Genomic DNA, 23,923 nt, shown 5'->3' on the forward strand with positions numbered 1-23,923 from the left:
CGACGGCTTGATCACGAACAGGTCCGCACCCGGCACCCGGCCCGACACGTTCCCACCGGTCCAGACGACGAGCCCGTACCGGGTCAGCTCGCCGTGCAGCCGGGCGACGTCCGCACGCGTGCGGGCGATGGCGACCTCGATCTGCGGTCCGAACGTCGTCATGCGGCGACCGCCGATGCGGCCGGGGCGATGACGGATGCCGCGTGGCGCGCGGCGCGCGTTCCGGTGGCGTCGATCCCCGCCCGGGTCCCGGTCGATCCTGCGCCGCGCCGGGGGCTGGCCGGGCTGGTGGGCCGGCCGGGGGCGGTCGTGTCGATCACGCGGGACTCCTTCGTCGTGTGCTGCGCCGCCCCGAGGGGCGAGGGTGGAACGTCCTGCGATGTGACGCTCCATGTGACCGTTCACATCGCGAGACTCATGTTAGCCATACGTTTCGCGGATCTGTCAACTGCGGAACATCACGGAACGGTAACGCCGGTCGCGGACGCCGGCGCGCTCCGCGACGGACTCAGAATGCGGGCGCGCCCACCGAGTCCCGCACGATGAGCTCGGGCACGATCGTGCCGCGGTACTCGGGCGCGGCGTCGTCGAGGTCGCCGAGCAGCAGCGCGACGCAGCGCCTGCCGAGCTCGGCGAAGTCCTGCCGCACGGTCGTGAGCGGCGGCCAGAAGTGCGCGGCCTCCGGGATGTCGTCGAACCCGACGATCGACACGTCGCGCGGGACCTCGAGCCCCGCATCGCGCACGGCGTGCATGACCCCGAGCGCCATCTGGTCGTTCGAGGCGAAGATCGCCGTGAAGTCCCGCACCGTGAGCAGCTCCCGCCCGGCGTAGAAGCCGAAGTCGGCCGTCCAGTCGCCGAGGATCGGCGCCGTCGTCGGCACGTCCTGCGAGCCCATCTCGTCGAGGAACCCGCGCATGCGCGCCTCGGCCTCGATCCAGTCCTGCGGACCCGCGAGGTGGTAGATCGACCGGTGCCCGCGCTCGATCAGGTGCCGCGTGGCGAGGCGCGCGCCCGCGATCTGGTCGACCGAGAGCGTGTGCTCCGGGTCGCGCCCCGTCGACTGGAGCGTCACGTACGGCACGTCGATCGACAGCTGCGCGAGGGTGTCGAAGACGCGCATCTGCGGGGCGATCACGACGAGCCCCTCGATGCCCTGGGCGCGCAGGTGGGCCAGCCCGTCGGCGATCGACACCGCGTCGGAGGACTCGATGTTCGCGGTGCTCACCCAGTAGCCGGCGGCGCGGGCCGCGGACTCGATCGCGGCGATGCTGGAGGCCGGACCGTAGTGCGTGCTCGACGCCGAGAGGATGCCGAGGGTCCGGGACCGACTCGTGACGAGGGCCCGCGCGGCGCGGTTCGGCGTGTACTGCAGCTCGGCCATGACGTCGAGCACCCGCTGCTTGGTCTCCGGACGGATGCTCGGGTGGTGGTTGAGCACGCGCGACACCGTCTGGTGCGAGACGCCGGCGACGCGCGCGACATCCCGGATGCTCGGGGCGCGCCCCTTCGGCGGCTCCTGCGACGGCTCTGGCACGGTGACCTCGATCGATCTCGGCATGTTCACGGTCACACATGCCGGCGTGACCATTATGCACATCCCCGCGGGGAATGTGACCGTCACAATGTGACCGTCACATGAACTCTGCTCCCGCGTCGGCGCTCGCCACGAGGCGTATGCCGTTCGGCGCCCCTACTCCCCCGGCGCAGGCGCCGACGCCGACTCGCCGGCCGGCGACTCGGCTCCCGCGCCGCCCCGTCGCCACCCCTCGGGCGGGCGAACGCGCGTCGCGAGCAGCACGCCGACCACGGCGATCGCGGCCGTCACGGCGAACTCGGGGGCGAACGCACCGGCGGATGCCACGCTCGCCACGAGCGCGGTGACCGCGAGCGCCGCAGCGCCGCCGAGCGACTCGCCGATGGTCAGCGCCGCACTGTTGAAGCCCTGCACGGGCTGCGGCGACTGCTCGAGCACGGCCACGGAGAAGCGCGGGTACATGAAGCCCATCGCCGCGCCCGCGATCGTCCACGCGACGAACACCGCCACCGGCGGCCATGCGAAGAGCGCGATCGCGAGCACGCCGGCGAGGGCGATCGCGAGCGTCACCGCACCGATGCGCACGACCTCGGTGTTGGACAGCCGTGGATCCAGCCGCCCCTGCAGCCATGACGCCGCCGCCCACGACAGGCCGGCGCCCGTGAGCACGGCGCCGGCGAGGCCGGCGGGCAGGTCGTAGCGCTCGATGAGCATCTTCGGCAGGTAGATCTCCGCGCCGAAGAACGCGCCCGCGACGATCGCCCGCATGAGCACGGTCGCGGGGATCCCACGCACCGCGCGGAGCGTGCCGGCGGGGAGGAGCGGGCGCACGGCGACCACGGCGCCCGCGATCGACAGGACCGCGACCATCCACCGCCAGGGCTCGTCGAACTCGGCCGCGAGGCTGATCCCCAGCGCGGCGGCCGCGGCGAGCACCGACCAGCCGACCCGGCGGCCGCTCCACGGCACGTTCGGGTCGCCCTGCACGCGGTCGAGCACCCGCAGCAGGGGCGCGAGCATCATGAGCGCGGCGGGCAGCACGAGCGCGATCACGCCCAGGAACACCCAGCGCCAGTCGAGGTGCTCGGCGACGTACCCGGCGACGGTCGGCCCCACGATCGAGGGGATGACCCACGCCGCAGCGAAGCCCGCGAAGACGCGCGCCCGCACCGATTCGGGGTAGACGCGCGCCACGATCACGTAGAGCGGGACGATCACCGCCGCGCCCCCGATGCCGTGGACGAGCCGCCCGAGCACGAGCACCGGCATGGTGGGCGCGAGCCCCGCGATGACGAGGCCCACGACGAACAACCCTCCGGCCGCGAGGAGCGGCGGCAGCGGACCCGAACGGTCGCTCCAGTTGCCCGCCACGACCATGCCGACGACCCCGGCCGCGAGCGGCACCGAGAAGGCCAGCGCGTACAGGCCCTCGCCGTCGAGGTCGGCCGCGATGATCGGCATCGCCGTGGTCACCGCGAGCACCTCGAACGCGGCCAGGAAGATGAGCGCGAACATGCCGAGCGAGAGCCACCGCCACGACTTCGCGAACACGCCCCCGGCGGGGACGGCGTCGTCGGATGGAACGGGGGTGGAGCGGTCGGTCACCTGATCGAGCCTACGTCCGCCCACCGGCATCCGCTGCGCTCGAACCGGTCGTCGATCGGCGCGAAGCCGCCAGCGTGCGGGCAGGGCCGATCGCGGCCTACATCTCCTCGTGCGTGTCGGGGTCGGCGCCCCAGATGCGCCCGCGTTCGAGCCCGGAGATCGCCTCGACCTCGCCGGCCTCGAGCTCCAGGTCGAACACGTCGAGGTTCTCGCGCCGCCGCTCGGCATCCGCGGACTTCGGGATCGGCACGGCGCCGAGTGCGAGGTGCCAGGCGAGGACGACCTGGGCGGGCGTCGACCCGTGCCGCTCGGCGATCTCGACGATGACGGGCTCGGCGAGCAGCTCGGTGCGCTTCGCGAGCGGGCTCCAGCTCTCGGTGCGGATGGCGTGCTCGGCGTGGTAGGCGCGAAGTTCGGCCTGCGGGAAGTAGGGGTGCAGCTCGACCTGGTTCACGACGGGCATCAGCCCGGTCTCGGCGGAGAGGCGGTCGAGCATCGCCGGCGTGAAGTTCGAGACGCCGATCGAGCGGACGACGCCGCGCTCCTTGAGCTTGATCATCGAGCGCCAACTGTCGACGTACCGGTCGCGCTTCGGGTTCGGCCAGTGGATCAGGTAGAGGTCGACCCAGTCGAGGTCGAGGCGCTTGCGCGACTGCTCGAAGCTCGCGAGGGTCTCGTCGACGCCGTGATGGCGTCCGGGCAGCTTGGTCGTCACGAACAGGTCGCTGCGATCGACGTCCGCGCGGCGGATCGCCTCGGCGACGACCTCCTCGTTGCCGTAGTTGTACGCCGTGTCGATGAGCCGGTAGCCGTCGTGGATCGCCGAGGCGATCGCGTCGACGCCCGACTGGTCGTTCAACCCGTACGTTCCGAGCCCGATCGCGGGGATCGTGTTGCCGTCGGCGAGCGCGTACGCGTGGGCAGTCATGCGGACCATCCTCCCCCGGGACGGGCCGCACATGCCAGCCGAACTGCGGCATCCGCTCCGATTCGCAGGCGAACCGGAGCCGCCGGTCAGCCGGCGACCGCCTCGAGGCGCCGGCTCACGGCACGAGGTCGGCCTCGGCCGTGACGACGGGTGCTGCGGCATCCACCTCGACGCGGGGCGCGCGCCGCGCCCGCACCCGGCGCACGATCGTGACGACGACGGATGCCGCGGCCAGCACGATCGGCATGACCAGGTTCTGCCACGCGAGCAGGAGCAGGCCCGCCGTGAGCACCGTCGCGACGATCGCGAGCCACCAGCCGAGCGAGAACCGTCGGAGGATGAGCGTCGCGGCGAGCATGCCTGCGGCGTAGATCGCGACCATGTTGCTCGTGTGGATGAGGATGAAGCCCGTCAGGTCGAGTTCGTTCCAGAGCATCAGGACGAAGTAGACGACGATGAGCGCCCCGGTCAGGGCGAGCGCCCTGCGTGGCACGGCGCCGTCCTCGGCGCCCTTCGCGAAGTAGCGGGGCAGGTCGCCGTCGCGGCCGAGCGCCGCGCCGAGCTTGCCGAACGCGGGGAGGTAGGCGTTCAGGACGCCGACGGTGACGATCGCGGCGACGATCGCGACGAGGACCGACCCGATGCCCGGCGCCGTCGTCTCGACGAGGTCGAGGAGCGGGACCTGGCTCGCTCCCGCCCGGTCGCCGAGTACGGCGACGGTCGCGAACTGCAGCGCGAGGTAGCCGACGCCGACCACGGCGATGGCGATGCCGGTCGCGATGGGGATGATGCGGCGCGGGTCGCGGAACTCGCCGGCGATGTGCGTGCCGACCTCCCATCCGGCGAACGCCCAGACGAAGAGGCTGATGGCGACGCCGACCCCGCCCCATCCGTTCGGGAGGAACGGGGTGAAGTTCGCGGCGTCCGCCGCCGGGAAGGTGACGGCGACGACGCCCACGACGACCGCGAGCAGCAGGCCCGTGAGCACGAACTGCACCCAGCCGGCGACGCGCACCCCGAACCAGTTCGCGATGAGCGGCGGCAGGAAGACCGCGAATCCGATGATCGGCACGGCGGAGCGGTCGACGCCGAGCACGGCGACGACGTACTCGCCGCCGAGGATCGCGACGACGGGTGCGCCGACGCAGACCCCGAAGAAGAACCAGTACCCGGTCATGCGCGCCGCGGTGGGGCCGAGCACGCGCCGGACGTAGCTGGCGACCCCGCCCGGGTCGGGGAATCGCGAGGCCAGCGCGGCGAAGGTGCCGGCGAGCGGGATCGACAGCACGAGCACGGCCGCGACGGCGAGGATCGACGCGGGGCCGGCGACCTGCGCGGCGAGCCCCGGGAGGACGAGGATGCCGGTGCCGAGCACGCTCGCGACGTAGAGGGCCGTGCCCTGGACGAGGCCCAGCCGGCCGCGATGCGCTGCTGCGACGCCGACCGGGGGCGCGACATCCAGGGTTCTCGTGCTCACCAGATCATCGTGCCGGATGCCGCCGGCGCTCCGCGCTGGCAGGCATGACATCGTTCGATGAAATCCTGCCAGCGTCTCGGATGTCAGCGCACCACGCCGCGCTCGCGCGCCGCCGCCGCCGACTCCCGATCGATGAAGTCCGTGAGCTCGCCGATCGAGTTCATCAACGGCGCGGGCACGACCACGAGCGTGTTCTTGTCCACGCCGATGTCGACGAGCGTCTGCAGCGTGCGCAGCTGCACGGCGAGCGGATGCCGCATCATCGTGTCCGAGGCCTCGCCGAGCTTCGTCGCCGCGAGCGCCTCGCCCTCGGCGGCGATGATCTTCGCGCGCTTCACGCGCTCGGCCTCCGCCTGCTTCGCCATCGCGCGCTTCATGGAGTCGGGCAGCAGGATGTCCTTGAGCTCGACGAGCGTGACCTCCGCGCCCCACTCGGCCGTGAGCTCCTCGAGGATCTCGCGGATGTCGGCGTTGAGCTTCGCCGTCTCGGCGAGCGTCTCGTCGAGGTGGTGCTGGCCGACGACCTTCCGCAGCGTCGTCTGCGCGATCTGGTCGATCGCGGCATGCACGTTCTCGATCGCGATCACCGACTTCACGGGGTCGACGATCCGGAAGTACGCCACCGCCGAGACGCCGACGCTGACGTTGTCCCGCGTGATGATGCCCTGCGACTGGATGGGCAGCGTCACGATGCGGAGCGACACCTTGATCATCACGTCGACGATCGGGATGATGAACCGCAGGCCCGGATCGCGGACGCTGTGCAGGCGGCCGAAGCGGAGCACCACGCCGCGCTCGTACTGCTTCACGATGCGGATCGCCATGAAGAGCAGCACGAGGGCGACCACGCCGACGATCACCAAGGTGATGATGAGGCCCGTCATCGGGACCACCTCCCGGGGCGCCGACCGGACGCCGGGCGCCCACGGTTCCATTGTCCCACCGCTGCCGACCGTCGCGGCGGGATCACGGGCAGGCGCCCGGTCCGTCGGGGCGCTACACGCGCCCGAGCGCCCCGTCGATGTCGGCCAGCAGGTCGTCGACGTCCTCGATGCCGACCGAGAGGCGCACGATCGACTCCGGCACCTCGGCCTCGGTGCCCTTGACCGACGCGTGCGTCATCTCCGACGGGTAGTTCACGAGCGACTCGACGCCGCCGAGCGACTCGGCCAGCGTGAAGAGCTCGGTCGACTCCGCGAACCGGCGCGCGGCCGCGGCGCCGCCCGCGAGGTCGATCGACACCATGCCGCCGAAGCCCGACATCTGGCGGGCGGCGAGCGCGTGGCCGGGGTGCGACTCGAGGCCCGGGTAGAGCACGCGGTCGACGGCCGGATGCTCGTCGAGCCGGCGGGCGATCGCGAGCGCGTTCTGGCTGTGCCGCTGCATCCGCACGCCCAGGGTCTTGATGCCGCGCGTCGTCAGGAACGCGTCGAACGGACCCGAGACCGCGCCCGCGGCGAACTGCGTGAAGCCGACCCGCTCGGCGAGCTCCTCCTGGCCGGGCGCGAACACGAGCGCGCCGCCGACCACGTCGGAGTGGCCGCCCAGGTACTTCGTGGTCGAGTGGATGATCACGTGCGCGCCGAGCGACACCGGCTGCTGGAGCGCGGGGCTCGCGAACGTGTTGTCGACGACGACCGTCAGGCCCGCCTCGTCGCCGAGCTCGGCGAGCGCTGCGATGTCGGAGATCTTCATGAGCGGGTTCGACGGCGTCTCGACCCAGAGCACCTTCGTGGTGCCGAGCTCGATCGCGGCGCGCACGGCGTCGAGGTCGCTGGTGTCGACCGTCGAGTGGCGCACGCCCCAGTCGCCGAAGATGCGCCGGACGAGCCGGTGCGTGCCGCCGTACACGTCGTTGCCGATGACGACGTGGTCGCCGGGCTGCAGCACGGTGCGGAGCAGCGCGTCCTCCGCCGCGAGGCCCGACGCGAACGACAGGCCGCGGATGCCGCCCTCGATCGCCGCGAGCTGGGTCTCGAGCGCGGTGCGGGTCGGGTTGCCGCCGCGCGAGTACTCGTACCCGCCCCGGAGGCCCCCGATGCCGTCCTGCGCGTACGTCGAGGTCACGTGGACCGGCGGGATCACGGCCCCGGTCGTGGGATCGAACTCCTGGCCCGCGTGGATCGCCCGCGTGTCGAAGCCTGCGTCGTGGTGCATCGTTCCGGCCTTTCAGGAGGAGAGGTAGGTCAGCAGGTCGGTGCGCGTGATCACGCCGAGCGCCTTGCCGCCGTCGGTCACGAGCATCGCCGGCGCCTCGCCGAACGCCTGGCGCGCGGTCGCGACGGGCTCGTTGACGCCGATGAGCGGCAGCGGATCGCCCACCACCGCCGACACCTCGTCGGTGAGCTTCGCGCGGCCCGAGAACACCTGGTCCAGCAGCTCGTCCTCGTGCAGCGCGCCGACGACCTCGCCGAGCACGACGGGCGGCTCGGCCGAGAGCACGACCAGCTGCGAGACGCCGGCCTCGGTCATGCGGTCGATCGCCTCGCGCACGGTGTCGTTCGGGTGCACGTAGACGAACGGCGCGGTGCGGTCGGCCTTCGCCGCGAGGATGTCGCGGATCGTGTGGCCCGCCGGCGCGTTGCCGAAGCCGTAGGCGCGCAGCCACTTGTCGTTGAAGATCTTGCCGAGGTAGCCGCGCCCGGAATCGGGCAGCAGCACCACGAAGACGTCGTCGGGACCGGCGGATGCCGCGGCCTTCAGCGCCGCGACGACGGCCATGCCGCTCGACCCGCCTACGAGGATCCCCTCCTCGCGCGCGAGGCGCCGCGTCATCTCGATCGACTCGGCGTCGGTCACGGCGATGATCTCGTGCGGCACGCTCGGGTCGTACGCTGCCGGCCAAAAGTCCTCGCCGACGCCCTCGACGAAGTAGGGCCGCCCCGTCCCGCCCGAGTACACCGAGCCCTCGGGGTCGGCGCCGATGATCCGGACCGTGTCATCGGACACCTCCCGGAGGTAGCGGCCGGTCCCGGTGATCGTGCCGCCCGTGCCGACGCCCGCCACGAAGTGCGTGACCTTCCCGTCGGTGTCGCGCCAGATCTCGGGGCCGGTCGTCTCGTAGTGCGAGAGCGGCCCGTTCGGGTTGGAGTACTGGTCGGGCTTGAACGCACCCGGGATCTCGCGCGCGAGCCGGTCGGAGACGCCGTAGTACGACTCCGGGCTGTCGGGCGCGACCGCGGTCGGCGTCACGACGACCTCGGCGCCGTACGCCTTCAGCACGTTCCGCTTGTCCTCGGAGACCTTGTCGGGGCACACGAACACGCACCGGTAGCCGCGCTCCTGGGCGACGAGCGCGAGGCCGACGCCCGTGTTGCCCGACGTGGGCTCCACGATCGTGCCGCCGGGCTTCAGCCTGCCCTCGCGCTCGGCCGCATCGATGATGTTGCGCGCGATGCGGTCCTTGGAGGAGCCGCCCGGGTTCAGGTACTCGAGCTTGACCAGCACCGTGGCATCCGTCACGCCCTCGGTGACGTGGTTGAGCTTGACGAGCGGCGTGTTGCCGACGAGGTCGGTGATGTGGGCTGCGTACTTCATTCCGCTGATTCGTTCCTTGGTGTCGTGTGCGTCGAGGGGCGCCCGTTCGGCGCCCGACGCGAGGGAAGGGGTCGCGCGTTCAGCGACGACAACACCGGCACGAGAGGCTCACGCGGCCAGCCTAGCGAATGACGGATGCCTCGTGGCAGCCCCTCGGCGCCCACCCCGCTCGCACCGGCTCAACCGCCCGTCGTGTCCGCGCCCGTCCCCGCGCGCCGCCGCGCGGAGCCCCTCGGCGGCAGCAGCGTGTCCGACTCCTCGAGCGACATCCCGTTCGTCTCGGGGATCTTCACGAGCACGAAGAAGAAGGAGAGCGCGGCGAAGCTCGCGTACATGCCGTAGGTCAGCAGCAGCGACACGTTGGCGAGCAGCGGGAACGTGACCGTCACGACGAAGTTCGCGATCCACTGGGCCGCCGCGGCGAGGCCGAGCGCCCGGGCGCGGATGCGGTTCGGGAAGATCTCCCCGAGCAGCACCCACACGAGCGGGCCCCACGAGAAGCCGAAGAACACGACGAAGAGGTTCGCCGCCACGAGCGCGATCGGACCCCAGGCGCCCGGGAGGCTGATGTCCTCACCCGAGCCGATGGCGTTGCCGAACGCCAGCGCCATGGTGGCGAGCGAGATCGCCATGCCGGCCGACCCGACGAGCATCAGCGGACGACGGCCGACCCGGTCGACGAGCGCGATCGCGACGAAGGTCACCAGGATGTTCGTGATCGACGTGAACACGCTGATCGCGAAGGCGTTCGACTCGTCGAAGCCGACCGCGCTCCAGAGCGTCGTCGAGTAGTAGAAGATCACGTTGATGCCGACGAACTGCTGGAACACCGACAGCAGGATGCCGATCCAGACGATGCCTCGGAGGCCGAACACCGGCCCGCGCAACGCGCCCTTCGCCTGCTTGGCCTCGTCGTCCGCCTTCATGGTGTTCCGGATGTCGCGGACCGCGCGTTCCACCTCGCCGGGCTGGATGCGCTGGAGCACGACCCGCGCCTCGTCCTCCTTCCCGACGCGCATCAGGAAGCGCGGCGATTCGGGAAGGGAGAACGCGATGAGGCCGTACGCGACGCTCGGTACGATGCCCGCGAGGAACATCCAGCGCCAGGCGTCGAGGCCAAGCCAGAAGGGCTCGGCGGCGCCGCCGGCCGCCCACGCGAAGATCGCGTCGGAGAGCAGGGCGGTGAAGATGCCGAACACGATCGCGAGCTGCTGCAGCGACGCCAGCCGCCCGCGCGCGCGTCGCGGGGAGATCTCGGCGATGTAGGCCGGCGAGACGACCGACGCGATGCCGATGCCGACGCCGCCGATGACGCGCCAGACGATGAGGTCCCAGACGCCGAGCGCGAGGCCGGAGCCGATCGCCGAGATGAGGAACAGGCTCGCTCCGAGGATCATCACCGGGATGCGGCCGAACCGGTCCGCGAGCCGGCCGGCGAGCTCTGCGCCGAGCGCGCAGCCGAGCAGCGCGCTCGCGATCGCGAGGCCCGTGAGTCCTGCCGAGAGGTCGAACTCCTGCTCGATCGCATCGACCGCGCCGTTCACGACCGACGAGTCGAAGCCGAACAGGAAGCCGCCCACTGCGCCCGCGACGGCGAGCGCGACGACCCGCCGGTTCAGGCCGCTCCCGCGACCCGCGTCGGCCTCGTCGGGCGGCCCGTCGGCGGCATCGACCGCCGGACCCTCGATGTCCTCGCTCACGGGCCGACCTCCCCCGCCGACCTCCGACCCGGACCGGTCGATCGGTCCGCACGCAGTCGCCCCGCGCCGGCTCGTTCGCATGCTAGTCCCGTGGCCGTTCGCGTCGGCGACGACGCACAGGTGACGGCATTCTCCCAGCCCGATACGTTCGTATGGAGGTCCACGGATCCCCGCCGTTCCAACCCCCCGCACGAGGAAGGCCCCCGCGTGAGCGCGACCCAGCCCGGAAAGAAGCCCACCGTCAAGCAGCAGCGCGCCGCCGAACGCGAGCGCAAGCTCGAGGCGTACCGCAAGCGCGAAGCGAAGATGAAGCGGAACCGCCTCATCGCGATCTGGAGCTCGGTCGGCGTCGGCGTCGCGATCATCGCGCTCATCGTCACGTCGGTGGTGCTCACCCCGCGTGCGGCGAACTACACGGCGGGCGGCGACGGCACCGAGATCGAGGGCGTCCAGACGTTCGAGAACGCCTCCGAGCACGTGCAGGGCGTCGTCGACTACGCGCAGACGCCGCCGGCGGGCGGCCAGCACAACCCGGCGTGGCTGAACTGCGGTGTCTACGAGGAGCCCGTGCCCAGCGAGAACGCCGTGCACTCGCTCGAGCACGGCGCGATCTGGGTCACCTACGACGCCGAGGCCCTCTCCGACGACGACGTCTCGACGCTGCGGTCGAAGCTCCCGAGCACCTACGTCATCCTCTCCCCGTTCGAGGGCCTGCCGTCGCCGGTCGTGCTGAGCGGCTGGAACTCCCAGCTCCAGGTCGACGGCGTCGACGACCCGCGCATCGAGCAGTACCTCGAGGAGTACTGGCAGAGCCAGAACGTCCCGGAGCCCGGCGCGGCCTGCACCGGCGCCATCGACGGCCCGGGCAAGGTCGCGTGAGCGCGGAGCCCGACGAGCGGCCGCGCTCCGGCGTCGGCCGCTGGGCGGTCGTGCTCGCGGCATCCGTGGCCCTCATCGCCGTCGCCGGCGCGGCCTTCGCGATCGGGCGGCTCTCGACGCTCGGCGAGGAGACCCCGACGACCACGAGCGCCGAGGCGGGCTTCGCCCGCGACATGCAGGTGCACCACCAGCAGGGCGTCGAGCTCGCGATGATCGTGCGCGACGCCACCGACGACCCCGACGTGCGGCTGCTCGGCTACGACATCGCGACCGCGCAGGCGCAGCAGTCCGGGCAGATGTACGGCTGGCTCGCCGAGTGGGGCCTGCCGCAGGCGGGCTCCGAGCCGTCGATGACGTGGATGACCCGGCCCGCCGCCGACGGGAGCGCGCACGATGGGCACGACGCCGCCGACGGGTCGGGCGAGGCCGCGCACGTGCCGGGCGAGCCCATGCCCGGGCTGGCGACGCCGGAGCAGGTCGCCGAGCTCCGCGAGCTCGACGGCGTCGGGGCCGAGCGGAGGTTCCTCGAGCTCATGATCGCCCACCACGAGGGCGCGGTCGTGATGGCCGAGGCCGTCCTGGAGCGTTCGACCTACCCCGTCGTCGTCTCGCTGGCCGAGTCGATCATCCTGAGCCAGCAGGCCGAGATCGCGCTCATGGAGGACATGCTCGCCGAGCGCTCCTGACGCGGGTCAGCACGGCTCCGGAGCCGGTCAGGCGGTGGGCACCTCGGGCTGCTCGGCCTGCTGTCGGTAGAGCGAGGCGTACACGCCGCCCTGCGCGATCAGCTCGGCGTGCGTCCCGCGCTCGGCGATGCGGCCGGCGACGACCACGAAGATCACGTCGGCCGACACGACCGTCGAGAGCCGGTGCGCGATCGCGATCGTGGTGCGCCCTCGCGAGGCGTCGTCGAGCGCGGCCTGCACCACGCGCTCGCTGATCGTGTCGAGCGCGCTCGTCGCCTCGTCGAGCACGAGCACCGCCGGGTCCTTCAGCAGCACGCGCGCGATCGCGATGCGCTGCTTCTCGCCGCCGGAGAGGCGGTAGCCGCGCTCGCCCACGACCGTGTCGTAGCCGTCGGGGAACGACGCGATGGTCTCGTGGATGTTCGCGGCGCGCGCCGCGGCCTCGAGCTCCTCGTCGGTCGCGTCGGGCCTGGCGTACCGCAGGTTCTCGGCGATCGAGGCGTGGAAGAGGTAGGTCTCCTGGCTCACGATGCCGATGTTCGACACGAGCGACTCGTGCTCGAGGTCGCGCACGTCGACGCCCGCGAAGCGCACGGCACCGCCGGTCGCCTCGTAGAGCCGCGGCACGAGGTACGACACCGTGGTCTTGCCCGCACCGCTCGGCCCGACGAACGCCGCGTACTGCCCGGGCTCGATGGCGAACGACACGTCGTCGAGCGTCGGGCGGCCATCGTGGTCGGCGTCGGGGTACCGGAACGACACGTGGTCGAACTCGACGCGGCCGAGGAGCGAGCGTCCCGCGGCATCCGCCCCCGCCGGCACCGGGTGCGCGTCGGGCGAGTCGATGATCGCGGGTCGCAGGTCGAGGTACTCGAAGATGCGCGCGAACAGGGCGCCCGAGGTCTGCAGGTCGAGCGCGACGCGCATGAGCGCCATCAGGGGGAACAGCAGTCGCGCCTGCACCGTGGTGAACGCGACGATCGTGCCGGCCGAGATGTCGGTCGTGCCGCCCGTGATGAGCCAGCCGGAGGCGAGGTACACGATCGCCGGGATCGCCGACATGAAGATGCCGACCATGGCGAAGAACCACTGGCCGGTCATCTGCTGGCGGACCTGGAGGGCGATCTGGTTGTCGTTCTCGTCGCTGTAGCGGGCGATCTCGCTGCGCTGCCGCGTGAAGCTCTTCGAGAGGAGGATGCCGGACACCGACAGGGTCTCCTGCGTGATCGCCGTCATCTCCGAGAGGGACTCCTGCGTCTTCGCCGCGATGCGCGCGCGCACCTGGCCGACGCGGCGCTGCGCGATCACCATGACCGGCAGCAGCACGAGCGCGATCAGCGTCAGCTGCCAGTTGAGCAGCAGCATGGCCACGAACGCGGCGAGCACGGTGACGGTGTTGCCGAGGACGCTCGAGACCGTGTTCGTGAGCACGGATGCGACCCCGCCGACGTCGTTCTGCAGCCGCGACTGGATGACGCCCGTCTTGGTGCGCGTGAAGAAGCTCAGCTCCATGCGCTGCAGGTGCGTGAACATCCGCACCCGGAGCGCACCCATCACCCGGTTGCCGACGGTCGCCGTGAGCCAGGTCTGCCACACGCCGAGCAGCGACGACACGATGAACACGGCGAGCATCGCCACGACGATCGTGGTGAGGACCGGCAGGTTCGGCCCCATCACCTGCCCGTCGGCGCCGACCGGGAACAGCCCCTCGTCGAAGGCCCGCTCGGTGAGCAGCGGCGGGATGACGCTCAGCGCGGCGCTGACGAGCACCAGCACGATCGTGGCCGTGAGCGCCCCCTTGTGCGGGGCGAACAGCTCGGCGATGCGCCGCATGAGGTGCGGGATCTTCGGCGCCTCCGCGTTCTCGGCGCGCTGCGCGGACTCGTCGGCCGCGCTGATGCGGGTGCGGGGCTTGCCCATCCGCCCCGGCTGGCCGCCCGGGGAGCTCGCGTGCATGCTCATGCATCGAGCCTAGGCTGGCCCGCCGCCGGGTCGGCCGCCTGCCGCGGCGAGCAGGGCGCGCGTTCGCCGACGGCGTGACGACGGGGACGACGGGGATGACGGAACGATGCGGCGGGAGCCGGAGCCCCCACCGCATCGTTCGCGCCGCCGGCTATCCGCCGGTGACGATCAGGCAGGTCGCGACGAGCTTGCCCTGGCCCTCGGCCGACGGGTCGAGGTTCGGCAGGCCGACCCTCGACTCGGGACCGCGGCCGTCGCCGCTCGGGTCGGCGGCGTGGGCGCCCTGCGCCTGCCCGCCCTCGGCGGCGACGAAGTCGCTCGTCGCCTCGCCCCAGTTGCACTCCGGCGGTGCGGCCGCAGCCGGTGAGGCCATTCCGATCGCGAGTGCCACGGCGGCAGCTCCTGCGAGCATGATCCTCTTCATCGTCCGGTTCCCCTTCCCCCTTGACGGATACCGTACGTGCGCACGATATGAGGCCTGCTCACCTGCGTCAAGGTGCCCGCGTCCGCGCGACGGGGCGGATGCCGCAACATCCGCCCCGTCGTCGTGCGACGGATGCCTCGGCATCCGCGCCGTTCGATCAGCCCTTCGTGGCGCCCGCCAGGAGGCCCCGGACGAAGTACCTCTGGAGACTGAAGAACACGATGAGCGGAATCACGATCGAGATGAAGGCACCTGCCGTGAGGAGCTCCCACGCCTGGCCTCTCGTACCGGTCAACTCCGCCAATCGCTGGGTGAGTGGCGCCACGTCCTGTGTGCCGCCGGAGAAGATCAACGCGACGAGCAGGTCGTTCCACACCCAGATGAACTGGAAGATCGCGAACGACGCGATGGCCGGGGTGGCCAGCGGCAGCACGATCCGGAAGAAGATCTGCCCGTGCGTCGCGCCGTCGACGCGTGCCGCCTCGATGACGTCGCCCGGGATCTCCGCGATGAAGTTGTGCAGCAGGAAGATCGCCAACGGCATCGCGAACATCGCGTGCGCGAGCCACACCGGCGCGTAGTTCTGCTCCGGGATGATCGGGATGACGTCGTGGAGCCACGCCTGCATCGGCCGCAGCCAGGTCGAGAAGATCTGGAGCAGCGGCACGAGCGCCATCTGCAGCGGCACGATCTGGAGGGCGAACACGAAGATGAACAGCGCGTTCGCGCCCCGGAACTTGATCCAGGCGAACGCGTACGCGGCCATGGTCGCGAGCACGAGCGGGATCAGCGTGCCGAGCAGCGTGATCGCGATCGAGTTCACGATGTAGGCCCCGAGCTGGGGCGACGACGACGACGGCGAGAGCAGCACCTCGGCGTAGTTGTCGAACGTGAAGCCCGGGTTCTGGAAGATGGTCCACCACCCGGTCGTGCGGATCAGCTCCGCCGGCCGGAACGACGAGATGAACAGGCCGAACGTGGGGATCGTCCAGAGGATGGCGATGATCAGCGAGACGATCGTCGCCGTGCGCGAGGTCAGGCGCTGCTTCACGCGCGCCGTCTTCGGCTTCTGGCCGTACTCGGCCTCCTCGGCGGCTTCTATCGAGCCCTTGTCCTTGCTGACCGGGAGGTCGGCGGGTGCGACGCTGCTCATCGGATCTCCCTCTGCTTCCGGAGGATGTTGACGTTGTAGACGACGATCGGCAACACGAGGAGGAACAGGATCAGCGCCAGTGCCGAGCCTCGTCCGATCTCGCTCGCACGGAACGCCTGGGTGTACATCTCGTTCGCGATGACGCTGGTGTTGAAGTTTCCGGCGGTCATGGTGCGGACGATGTCGAAGACCTTCAGCGTGGCGATGGAGATCGTGGTGATCACGACGACCAGCGCGCCTCGGATGCCCGGCACCGTCACGTTGATGAAGCGCTGCCACGCGTTCGTGCCGTCGAGCTGCGCCGCCTCGATCTGCTCGGTCGGCACGCCCTTGATCGCCGCGCTCAGGAGGACCATCGCGAAGCCCGTCTGGATCCAGATCATGACGACGATCAGCAGGAACGTGTTGATCGGGTCGGTCTGCAGCCATTGCACGGGTTCGCCGCCGAACGCCACCACCATCGCGTTCAGCAGGCCGATCTGGTCGCGCTCGCCGGAGCGGTACTCGTACACGAAGCGCCAGATGATGCCGGCGCCGACGAACGAGATGGCGATCGGCATGAACAGGATCACCTTGTAGTACTTCTCGCCGCGCGACTTGTCGATGAAGATCGCGTAGGCGAGCCCGATCGCGGTCGAGATCGTCGGCACGAGCAGCACCCAGATGATCGTGTTGATCAGGGTGCGGATCGCCGCAGGCTGCGTGAAGGTCCAGATGAAGTTGTCGAAGGTCCAGGCGCCGCCGGAGTCCTGGAACGCGAGGATGGAGGTGCGGATCGCCGGGTACACGAGGCCCACGGCGAGGAAGAGCAGCGCCGGGGTGAGGAATCCCGCGAGCTGCCAGTAGTCACGGCCCCGTTTCGGTGCCTTGTCGATGAAGAAGATCAGGAGGCCGATGATCGCCGCGAAGATCGCGAGCCCCATCACCACCTGGAGGATCTTGCCGAGCAGGTCGCCCGTGGTCATCATGCCTCCCGGTTCGTCGTTGAATCTGGGGGTCCCGAGGGGCGGGGTGCCTCACCCCGCCCCTCGGTCATACCGCGTGCGACCCGAAGGACGCGCGCGGCGCGCTGGCGATCAGCTGCTGGGCCAGCTCGCCTCGATGGTGTCGAGCACCTGCTCGGTGCTGTCTCCGCTCACCCACGCCACGATGCCCTTCCAGAAGGAGTCGGCGCCGACGGCACCGGGCATCAGGTCGGAACCGTCGAACCGGAACGTGGTCTCGGGGTCCTGCAGGATCTCGATGGACTGCACGAGCAGCTCGCTCGACGCGTTCTCGGGGTCGACGCCCTGGTTGGCGCTGATGACGCCGCCCAGGCTGACGCGGTTGTTCGCCCACGTGTCGCTCGACAGGAAGGTGCGCACCGCCTCGACCTCGTCGGCCTCGGTGAACGCGACGACGATCTCACCGCCACCGGTCACCGACAGCGGGTCGTCGGCGTCGGCGGGCGGGAGCAGGAAGCCGAACACGGTGCCGTCGGACGCCACGGTGTTCTCGTCGCCGCCCTCGGGGTTCCAGAACGTCTCATAGAAGGACGCCTGGTGGTGCAGCGAGCAGGAGCCGTCGAGGATCGGCAGGCCGGCGGTCTGGAACGCCTCGGTGATCTGCGTCGACACGTCGCCGATGCCGCCGTTGACCATGTCCTCGTTCTTCAGGTACTCGCCGACCGCGTCGAAGGCCTCGGCCACGCGCGGGTCGTTGAACGGGATCTCGTGCGTCACCCACTGGTCGTAGACGTCGGCGCCGTGCAGGCGCAGCATGTAGTCCTCGACCCAGTCGGTGCCGGGCCAGCCGGTGGCCTCACCGGACTCGAGACCCACGCACCAGGGCTTGTGGTCGCCCTCGTCCGCGATGGTCTGCGACAGTTCGCTGAGCTCGTCCAGGGTCTGCGGGATCTCGTAGCCCTTCTCCTCGAACTCCGCCGGCGAGTACCAGACGTAGCCCTTGATGCTCGCCATCAGCGGCGCGCCGTAGAAGGTGTCGTTGTACGTGCCGTAGCCCTTCCAGTCCTCCGACCACCATTCGTCGACGTTCGCCTCGACGCCCTCCGACGCCGGGATGAGCCATCCGCCGTCCGAGAGTCGCTGGACGAGGCCCGGCTGCGGGACGAAGCCGATGTCGGGCGCGTTGCCGCCCTCGGCGAGGACCGCGATCTGGGCCTCGAACTCGCTCGAGCCCTGGTAGTCGATCGAAATGCCGGTGCAGGTCGCGAAGTCGGACCAGGATTCGACGAGTCGGTCGGCCTCGAGGTCGAGGATCGTGCCCCCGATGGTGACCTCCGCGCCGTCGAACGTGCCGTACTCCTCGTAGTCCGAGCAGTCGACGTCTGCCGCGTCCTCGCTGGCGATGTCGCCGGTACAGGCGGTGAGCGCCAAGCCGGCCGCCGCGGCCACCGCGACGGGGGCCGCCCAACGGCGATGCCGTGTGAGTCTCATGTCATCTCCTCGTTGAGTGTGGTGCAGGGCGGAACCGGGAACCGGTTCCAGACCCCACGCTAGGCGACCGCGGCGGCGCTGGGCAAGGGTGGGCCGGGTCACGATCGCGTGACGGATGCCGCGGCTGTGGCACCGGTTCCACACCTCCGGCGATTCGCGTACACTCCGATCACGAGCCCGACGGAGGGAGCGTGATGACCGCGATCTCGGATGTCGCGCGCCTGGCCGGCGTCTCGAAGTCGACGGCCTCACGTGCGCTGTCGGGGCGCGGCTACGTCTCCGAGGCGACGCGGCGCCGCGTCGTCGAGGCCGCGGCCGACATCGGCTACATCGCCTCGCCGAACGCCGCGAGCCTCGTCACGGGCCGGACCAAGAACGTCGGCGTCGTCATCCCGTTCGTGAACCGCTGGTTCTTCGGCGAGGTCCTCGAGGGCATGGAGCGGACGCTCCTCGCCGCCGGGTACGACCTCACGCTGTACAACCTCGCGCTCGCCGGTCCCGAGCGCGACCGCGTCTTCGACTTCTTCCTGGCGCGCAAGCGGGTCGACGCGGTCATCGCGGTGGGCGTCGACCTCACCGAGCGCGAGGTCGAGGTCATCGAGGGTCGCGGCAAGCCCATCATCGCGCTCGGCGGCACCGGCCCGGGCGCACCCAGGCTCGCCATCGACGACCGCGGCGCCGCTCGACTCGCCACGGAGCACCTCCTCGACCTCGGACACGAGCGCATCGCGCACCTCGCCGGCGCCGGAGCCGGATCCGCGGCGCGCAGCGTGCAGGCGCTGCGCAGGGCCGGGTTCGCCGATGCCATGCGCGAGGCGGACCTGCGGCCCGTCGGCGAGTCGGACGGGATCGTCGAGGCGGAGATGACGGTCCCCGGCGGATACGATGCCGCGCTCCAGCTCCTCGGACACCCGGCGACCCGGCCGACCGCGATCTTCGCGGCGTCCGACGAGATCGCGTTCGGCGCGATGCGCGCGGCCGAGCGTCTGGGGATGGCGCTGCCCGGCGCCCTCTCGATCATCGGCTTCGACGGCCACGAGCATGCCGAGCTGTTCGGCCTGACCACGATCGAGCAGCTCCCACGCGTGCAGGGCCGCTACGCGGTCGACGCCGTCATGCGGCTCCTCGGCGAACCGACCGGCGACGCCGATCCGGTCACACCCGACGGGCTCCCCGACTTCGACCGGCCGCTCGAGACGCGGCTCGTCATCCGCAGCAGCACCACCGCGCCCTCGGCGCGGCCCCTCGTCGCGCGCTGAGCCGTCGCCGAGGGGTCGATCTCAGGGTCAGCCCGGTGACGACCCGAACCGGTCGTCCGTAGCGTCCGCAGGGTGGGCCGTCATCCGGCACCGAACGGATGGCGACGAGGCCCGGCTCGGATGAAGGAGGGCATGATGAGCACGGAAGGACTCATACTGCAGCGGCTGTCCCGCGGAGGCGGGTACGACGGCCCGAACGACGGAAGCCCCGGACCCAGTACGTGGCGGGCGCTCCAGCGACTCGCCGCGGGGTACGGGTACACCGGCCCGATCGACGGCGCACCCGGCGCGAACACGTGGCGGGCGCTCCAGCGCTTCGCGGCGCTCGGCGGCTACGCCGGGCCGATCGACGGCGTGATGGGCGTGCAGTCCTGGATGGGCGTGCAGCGGCTGCTCTCGCCGTTCAGCTACGTGACACCGGTCGACGGAGTCCCGGACGCGGACACCTACCGCGCGCTCCAGACCATGGGTCGGATCGGCGGGTACTTCGGGCCCTACGACGGCGTCATGGGGCCGAACTCCTGGCGAGGCATCCAGACGATCCTCGCCGGCGCCGGCTACACGGGACCCGTCGACGGCGTCCCGGGGCCGAACACCTGGCGCGGACTCCAGCGCATCGCCCAGCGAGGCGGGTACTCGGGACCCATCGACGGCGTCCCCGGCCCGAACACGTACGCCGGGCTCGAGGCGCTCCTCGTGCGGAGCGAGCACGACTGACTGCGGCGAGACGACGGATGCCCCGCGCCGAACGAATCGGCACGGGGCATCCGTGTGTTCAGGTGACGCAGGTCACCTCAAGGTCCGGCGCTCGAGCGAGCGCGCAGGATTACTTGAGGGTGACGGTCGCGCCGGCCTCCTCGAGCGAGGCCTTCGCCTTGTCGGCGGTCTCCTTGTTCGCGCCCTCGAGCACGGCCTTCGGAGCACCGTCGACGACGGCCTTCGCCTCGCCGAGGCCGAGCGAGGTGAGCTCGCGGACGACCTTGATGACCTGGATCTTCTTGTCGCCGGCAGCCTCGAGGATGACGTCGAACGAGTCCTTCTCCTCGACCTCCTCGGCAGCGGCGCCACCGCCGGCGGCGGCCGGGCCGGCAACGGCGACCGGGGCGGCCGCGGTGACCTCGAAGGTCTCCTCGAACGCCTTGACGAACTCCGAGAGCTCGATGAGGGTCAGGCCCTTGAACTGCTCGAGCAGCTCCTCAGTGGACAGCTTCGCCATGATTCTTCTCCTTAGATTTCCTGGTAACTCACCGCTTGAGAGGCTCGCGCCTACGCAGCGGACTCCTGCTTCTCACGCAGCGCGTCGACCGTGCGAACGGCCTTCGACAGCGGTGCGTTGAACAGATATGCGGCTCCGAACAGCGAGGCCTTGAAGGCGCCGGCGAGCTTCGCCAGGAGCACTTCGCGGGACTCGAGGTCGGCGAGCTTGCCTACCTCTTCGGCGGTCAGGGGCTTGCCATCGAAGTAGCCGCCCTTGACCACGAGGAGGGGGTTCGCCTTGGCGAAGTCGCGCAGAGCCTTCGCGACGGCGACCGGGTCACCGTGCACGAATGCGATCGCCGACGGACCGGCGAGCTCGTCGTCGAACGACGAGATGCCGGCGTTGTTCGCCGCGATCTTGGTCAGCGTGTTCTTCACCACGGCGTAGCTCGCGTCCTCACGGATGGACGTGCGCAGCTGCTTGAGCTGGGCAACCGTGAGGCCGCGGTATTCAGTCAGCAGAACGGCGGTCGAGCTCTCGAAGAGGTTCGTGAGTTCGGCAACCGAGGCTTCCTTGTTCGCCATGGCCACTCCTTGTGTCTCCAACGTGCACCGCGGTGGCGATGCACGGCCTCGGAGCGCTGGTGCAAACTCATGGGAAAGAAAAAGAGCTCCGGCGCAGACGCGCGGAGCTCGAACCATTCGGGAAGAGTGGAAAGTCTTCGTCACACCTGCGCGGGCACCTGTTCTCACAGGACTTCGGTCGAATTCGCACGCGAACACGACAACCAGCGGTCTTCGGCTCAGACCACCATAACGGATGCCTCGACCGCGGCCAAATCGCCGGCACGGCGGCGGGGAATAGTTGACCGAGATCCAAAGTTGACATTCTGCAACTATCTTTCTATGGTTGATCCCGATCAACTTTCTCGGAGGACGACACGCTCTTGTCAGCAGCAGCCATCACCGCCTCGGCCGAGGCACCCTCGCGCACGCCGCGCGAGGTCTTCATCGCCCTCTCGGGCCTCATCGTGACGATGTTCGTCGCGGTGCTCTCGGGCACGGTCGTCTCGACCTCGATGCCCCGCATCATCGCCGACCTCGGCGGCGACCAGGCCGCCTACACCTGGGTCATCACCGCGAGCCTCCTCGCGACGGCCGTCTCCACCCCCATCTGGGGCAAGCTCGCCGACCTCGTGGACCGCAAGGTGCTGCTCCAGCTCGCGATCGGCCTGTTCGTCGTCGGCACGGCGATCGCCGGGTTCGCACAGGACACGACCACGCTCATCGCCGTCCGCGTCATCCAGGGCCTCGGCGCCGGGGGCCTCATGTCCCTCGTCATGATCATCGTCGCGCTCATCATCTCCCCGCGCGAACGCGGCAAGTACATGGGCGTCGTCGGCGGCATCATGGCCGTCGCCACGATCGGCGGCCCGCTCCTCGGCGGCGTCGTCACCGACGCGTGGGGATGGCGCGCCAACTTCTTCCTGCCGCTGCCCCTCGCGATCATCGCGCTCGTGCTCATCCAGCTCACGCTGCACCTGCCGCAGCTGCCGAAGCGCGCCGTGAAGATCGACTACGCCGGCGCGATCCTGATGGCCGTCGGGGTCTCGCTGCTGCTCGTCTGGGTCACGCTCGGCGGCAACCAGTTCGAGTGGGACTCGGTGGCGAGCCTCGTCATGATCGGCATCGCCGCGGCATTCCTCATCGCCTTCGTCATCGTCGAGTTCTTCGTGGCCGAGCCGATCGTGCCCATGGCCCTGTTCAGGAACCGCACGTTCACGCTCGCGGTCGTCGCGTCGATCGCCATCGGCGTCGCGATGTTCGCGACGAGCGTCTTCCTCGCCCAGTACTTCCAGCTCGCACGCGGCGCGACCCCGACGGAGTCCGGGTTCATGACCATCCCGCTGATCGTGGGCCAGATGGGCGCCTCGATCCTCATCGGTGCCCTCATCAGCCGGTTCGGCAAGTGGAAGGGATTCATGGTCGTCGGCGCCGCGCTCATCGTCGCCGGCTCCTCGCTGATGACGACGCTCCGCTACGACACCGACTACGCGTGGGTGAGCGTCGCGATGGTCGTGCTCGGCGCCGGACTCGGCATGGTGATGCAGAACCTCACGCTCGTCGTGCAGAACGACACCCCGGTCTCGCAGCTCGGCGCGGCGTCGTCGAACGTCAACTTCTTCCGGTCCATCGCGGGCACCATCGGCGTGACCATCATGGGCTCGCTCCTCGCGACGCAGGTGCGGGAGCACGTCTCGACCGGCTTCGCGGACTTCGTGCCCTCGACGCCGGAGGAGGCGGAAGCGCTGCAGGGGCTCGCGGGCGGCGCCGTGCCCAACGTGCACGAGCTCCCGGACTCGATCCGCGTCGTCATCGAGTCGGCCTACGGCCACGGCATCGCCGACGTGTTCTGGATCGCCGTGCCGCTCGCGGTGCTCTCGCTCCTGGCGATCGCGTTCCTGCCGAACCGGTCGCTCTCGACGAAGACCGCGGCGGAGTCGCTCGCGGACGAGGCCGAGGACGCGGTCATCGACCTCGCTGAGGCCGAGATCGGCGCTGCGGTCCCGTCGGCCGAGTCCTTCGAGGCGGGCGCGCGCCGCGAGCTCGTCTCGACAGCGACCGGCTCGGTCGCCGCGGCGGATGGCACGGATGCCTCTGGGTCGCGTCGCTAACATGGCCGTCATGACCGCCGACCCCGAGCTCGACGCCGCGATCGCGGCCGTCGAGGACCAGTTCGGCATCGTCTTCAACCGCGCCCGGATCGTGTGGGCGGAGTCGGCGAAGCTCGTGCACCCGGAGCTCCAGCCCGCGGGCTACAAGCTGCTCAGCAGCATCGTGCGCGCCGGTTCGACGAACGCCCACGCGCTCGCCGAGCTCTACGACATGGACAAGAGCGCCATCAGCCGCCAGATCCGGCAGCTCGAGGAGCTCGGTCTCGTCGAGAGCCGTGCCGACGAGCGGGACGGACGTGCCAGGGTGCTCGTGCCGACGTCGACCGCCCGGGACCGGATCGCGCGCGTGCGCGCCGCGAACCAGGCGCGACTCCGCAACGCGCTGGCGGGACGCTCGGTCGAGGAGCTGCGCTCGCTGGCCGACGTGCTGCGCATCGTCGCGGCCGGCTGACGCCCCTCCCCTCCGCCC

The 23,923-nt window shown here is 70.5% G+C and carries 23 protein-coding genes; 6 read left to right on the plus strand and 17 right to left on the minus strand.

Annotated features, from left to right (window positions below):
• The 10 genes from GJR97_RS06340 to GJR97_RS06385 all read right to left on the minus strand — a co-directional run.
• A partial coding sequence (locus tag GJR97_RS06340) for a class II aldolase/adducin family protein (protein ID WP_324613237.1) occupies positions 1 to 162 on the minus strand: 162 nt, incomplete at its 3' end.
• Positions 159 to 320: a hypothetical protein gene (locus GJR97_RS06345; protein WP_154345680.1), complete on the minus strand. Its 162-nt coding sequence runs from the start codon at positions 318 to 320 to the stop codon at positions 159 to 161. The genes GJR97_RS06340 and GJR97_RS06345, both read right to left, overlap by 4 nt.
• Before the next feature lie 188 nt (positions 321 to 508).
• On the minus strand, positions 509 to 1,561 hold the full coding sequence (locus tag GJR97_RS06350; RefSeq protein WP_154345681.1) for a LacI family DNA-binding transcriptional regulator: 1,053 nt from the start codon (positions 1,559 to 1,561) through the stop codon (positions 509 to 511).
• Positions 1,562 to 1,693: 132 nt separating this feature from the next.
• The gene (locus GJR97_RS06355; protein WP_324613222.1) at positions 1,694 to 3,142 is read right to left on the minus strand and encodes an MFS transporter; all 1,449 of its coding nucleotides are present in this window, start codon (positions 3,140 to 3,142) and stop codon (positions 1,694 to 1,696) included.
• A gap of 97 nt (positions 3,143 to 3,239) precedes the next feature.
• Positions 3,240 to 4,070: an aldo/keto reductase gene (locus GJR97_RS06360; protein WP_229276040.1), complete on the minus strand. Its 831-nt coding sequence runs from the start codon at positions 4,068 to 4,070 to the stop codon at positions 3,240 to 3,242.
• A 115-nt stretch (positions 4,071 to 4,185) separates the two neighbouring features.
• Positions 4,186 to 5,547 (minus strand): APC family permease, encoded by a 1,362-nt coding sequence (locus GJR97_RS06365; protein ID WP_324613223.1) that lies wholly within the window; start codon positions 5,545 to 5,547, stop codon positions 4,186 to 4,188.
• A gap of 83 nt (positions 5,548 to 5,630) precedes the next feature.
• Entirely contained in the window at positions 5,631 to 6,431 is an 801-nt protein-coding gene (locus GJR97_RS06370) for a slipin family protein (protein ID WP_154345685.1), read from the minus strand.
• A gap of 112 nt (positions 6,432 to 6,543) precedes the next feature.
• Positions 6,544 to 7,704, minus strand: a complete 1,161-nt coding sequence (locus GJR97_RS06375; RefSeq protein WP_154345686.1) for a cystathionine gamma-synthase — start codon at positions 7,702 to 7,704, stop codon at positions 6,544 to 6,546.
• Between the two features lie 12 nt (positions 7,705 to 7,716).
• The gene (locus tag GJR97_RS06380) at positions 7,717 to 9,084 is read right to left on the minus strand and encodes a cystathionine beta-synthase (protein ID WP_154345687.1); all 1,368 of its coding nucleotides are present in this window, start codon (positions 9,082 to 9,084) and stop codon (positions 7,717 to 7,719) included.
• 179 nt (positions 9,085 to 9,263) lie between these two features.
• On the minus strand, positions 9,264 to 10,703 hold the full coding sequence (locus tag GJR97_RS06385; RefSeq protein WP_229276049.1) for a sugar porter family MFS transporter: 1,440 nt from the start codon (positions 10,701 to 10,703) through the stop codon (positions 9,264 to 9,266).
• Positions 10,704 to 10,991: 288 nt separating this feature from the next.
• On the opposite strand from GJR97_RS06385, the gene GJR97_RS06390 reads away from it, so the two are divergent.
• Positions 10,992 to 11,663 carry a DUF3105 domain-containing protein gene (locus GJR97_RS06390; protein ID WP_324613224.1) on the plus strand — a complete coding sequence of 224 codons (672 nt, stop codon included), beginning with the start codon at positions 10,992 to 10,994 and terminating at the stop codon, positions 11,661 to 11,663.
• Positions 11,660 to 12,349: a DUF305 domain-containing protein gene (locus GJR97_RS06395; protein WP_324613225.1), complete on the plus strand. Its 690-nt coding sequence runs from the start codon at positions 11,660 to 11,662 to the stop codon at positions 12,347 to 12,349. Before GJR97_RS06390 ends, GJR97_RS06395 begins: the two co-directional genes overlap by 4 nt.
• Before the next feature lie 27 nt (positions 12,350 to 12,376).
• Here GJR97_RS06395 and GJR97_RS06400 read toward each other — a convergent pair whose 3' ends face one another.
• The 5 genes from GJR97_RS06400 to GJR97_RS06420 all read right to left on the minus strand — a co-directional run bounded on the left by GJR97_RS06400 (position 12,377) and on the right by GJR97_RS06420 (position 18,323).
• Positions 12,377 to 14,305 carry an ABC transporter ATP-binding protein gene (locus GJR97_RS06400; protein ID WP_407643579.1) on the minus strand — a complete coding sequence of 643 codons (1,929 nt, stop codon included), beginning with the start codon at positions 14,303 to 14,305 and terminating at the stop codon, positions 12,377 to 12,379.
• Positions 14,306 to 14,462: 157 nt separating this feature from the next.
• Positions 14,463 to 14,735 (minus strand): hypothetical protein, encoded by a 273-nt coding sequence (locus GJR97_RS06405; protein WP_154345689.1) that lies wholly within the window; start codon positions 14,733 to 14,735, stop codon positions 14,463 to 14,465.
• 157 nt (positions 14,736 to 14,892) lie between these two features.
• Positions 14,893 to 15,888 (minus strand): carbohydrate ABC transporter permease, encoded by a 996-nt coding sequence (locus tag GJR97_RS06410; RefSeq protein WP_154345690.1) that lies wholly within the window; start codon positions 15,886 to 15,888, stop codon positions 14,893 to 14,895.
• Entirely contained in the window at positions 15,885 to 16,853 is a 969-nt protein-coding gene (locus GJR97_RS06415) for a carbohydrate ABC transporter permease (RefSeq protein WP_154345691.1), read from the minus strand. The genes GJR97_RS06410 and GJR97_RS06415 overlap by 4 nt, the downstream gene beginning before the upstream one ends.
• Positions 16,854 to 16,964: 111 nt before the next feature.
• Complete coding sequence (locus GJR97_RS06420; protein WP_154345692.1) at positions 16,965 to 18,323, minus strand: ABC transporter substrate-binding protein; 1,359 nt, start codon at positions 18,321 to 18,323, stop codon at positions 16,965 to 16,967.
• 194 nt (positions 18,324 to 18,517) lie between these two features.
• Here GJR97_RS06420 and GJR97_RS06425 point away from each other — a divergent pair, with 194 nt between their 5' ends.
• Positions 18,518 to 19,582: a LacI family DNA-binding transcriptional regulator gene (locus tag GJR97_RS06425; protein ID WP_154345693.1), complete on the plus strand. Its 1,065-nt coding sequence runs from the start codon at positions 18,518 to 18,520 to the stop codon at positions 19,580 to 19,582.
• A gap of 135 nt (positions 19,583 to 19,717) precedes the next feature.
• Entirely contained in the window at positions 19,718 to 20,299 is a 582-nt protein-coding gene (locus tag GJR97_RS06430) for a peptidoglycan-binding domain-containing protein (RefSeq protein WP_154345694.1), read from the plus strand.
• A gap of 109 nt (positions 20,300 to 20,408) precedes the next feature.
• Here the strand turns inward: GJR97_RS06430 and rplL are convergent, their stop codons facing one another.
• Positions 20,409 to 20,798 carry a 50S ribosomal protein L7/L12 gene (gene rplL / locus GJR97_RS06435; RefSeq protein ID WP_067947898.1) on the minus strand — a complete coding sequence of 130 codons (390 nt, stop codon included), beginning with the start codon at positions 20,796 to 20,798 and terminating at the stop codon, positions 20,409 to 20,411.
• Positions 20,799 to 20,848: 50 nt separating this feature from the next.
• Complete coding sequence (gene rplJ / locus GJR97_RS06440; RefSeq protein WP_129234139.1) at positions 20,849 to 21,364, minus strand: 50S ribosomal protein L10; 516 nt, start codon at positions 21,362 to 21,364, stop codon at positions 20,849 to 20,851.
• A 452-nt stretch (positions 21,365 to 21,816) separates the two neighbouring features.
• On the opposite strand from rplJ, the gene GJR97_RS06445 reads away from it, so the two are divergent.
• Together GJR97_RS06445 and GJR97_RS06450 are read left to right on the plus strand one after the other, a co-directional pair.
• Positions 21,817 to 23,454, plus strand: a complete 1,638-nt coding sequence (locus GJR97_RS06445; RefSeq protein ID WP_154345740.1) for an MDR family MFS transporter — start codon at positions 21,817 to 21,819, stop codon at positions 23,452 to 23,454.
• Positions 23,455 to 23,464: 10 nt separating this feature from the next.
• On the plus strand, positions 23,465 to 23,905 hold the full coding sequence (locus tag GJR97_RS06450; protein WP_195760628.1) for a MarR family winged helix-turn-helix transcriptional regulator: 441 nt from the start codon (positions 23,465 to 23,467) through the stop codon (positions 23,903 to 23,905).
• Positions 23,906 to 23,923 lie beyond the last annotated feature (18 nt).

It is taken from the genome of Agromyces kandeliae (assembly GCF_009674665.1).
Taxonomy (GTDB): Bacteria; Actinomycetota; Actinomycetes; order Actinomycetales; family Microbacteriaceae; genus Agromyces; species Agromyces kandeliae.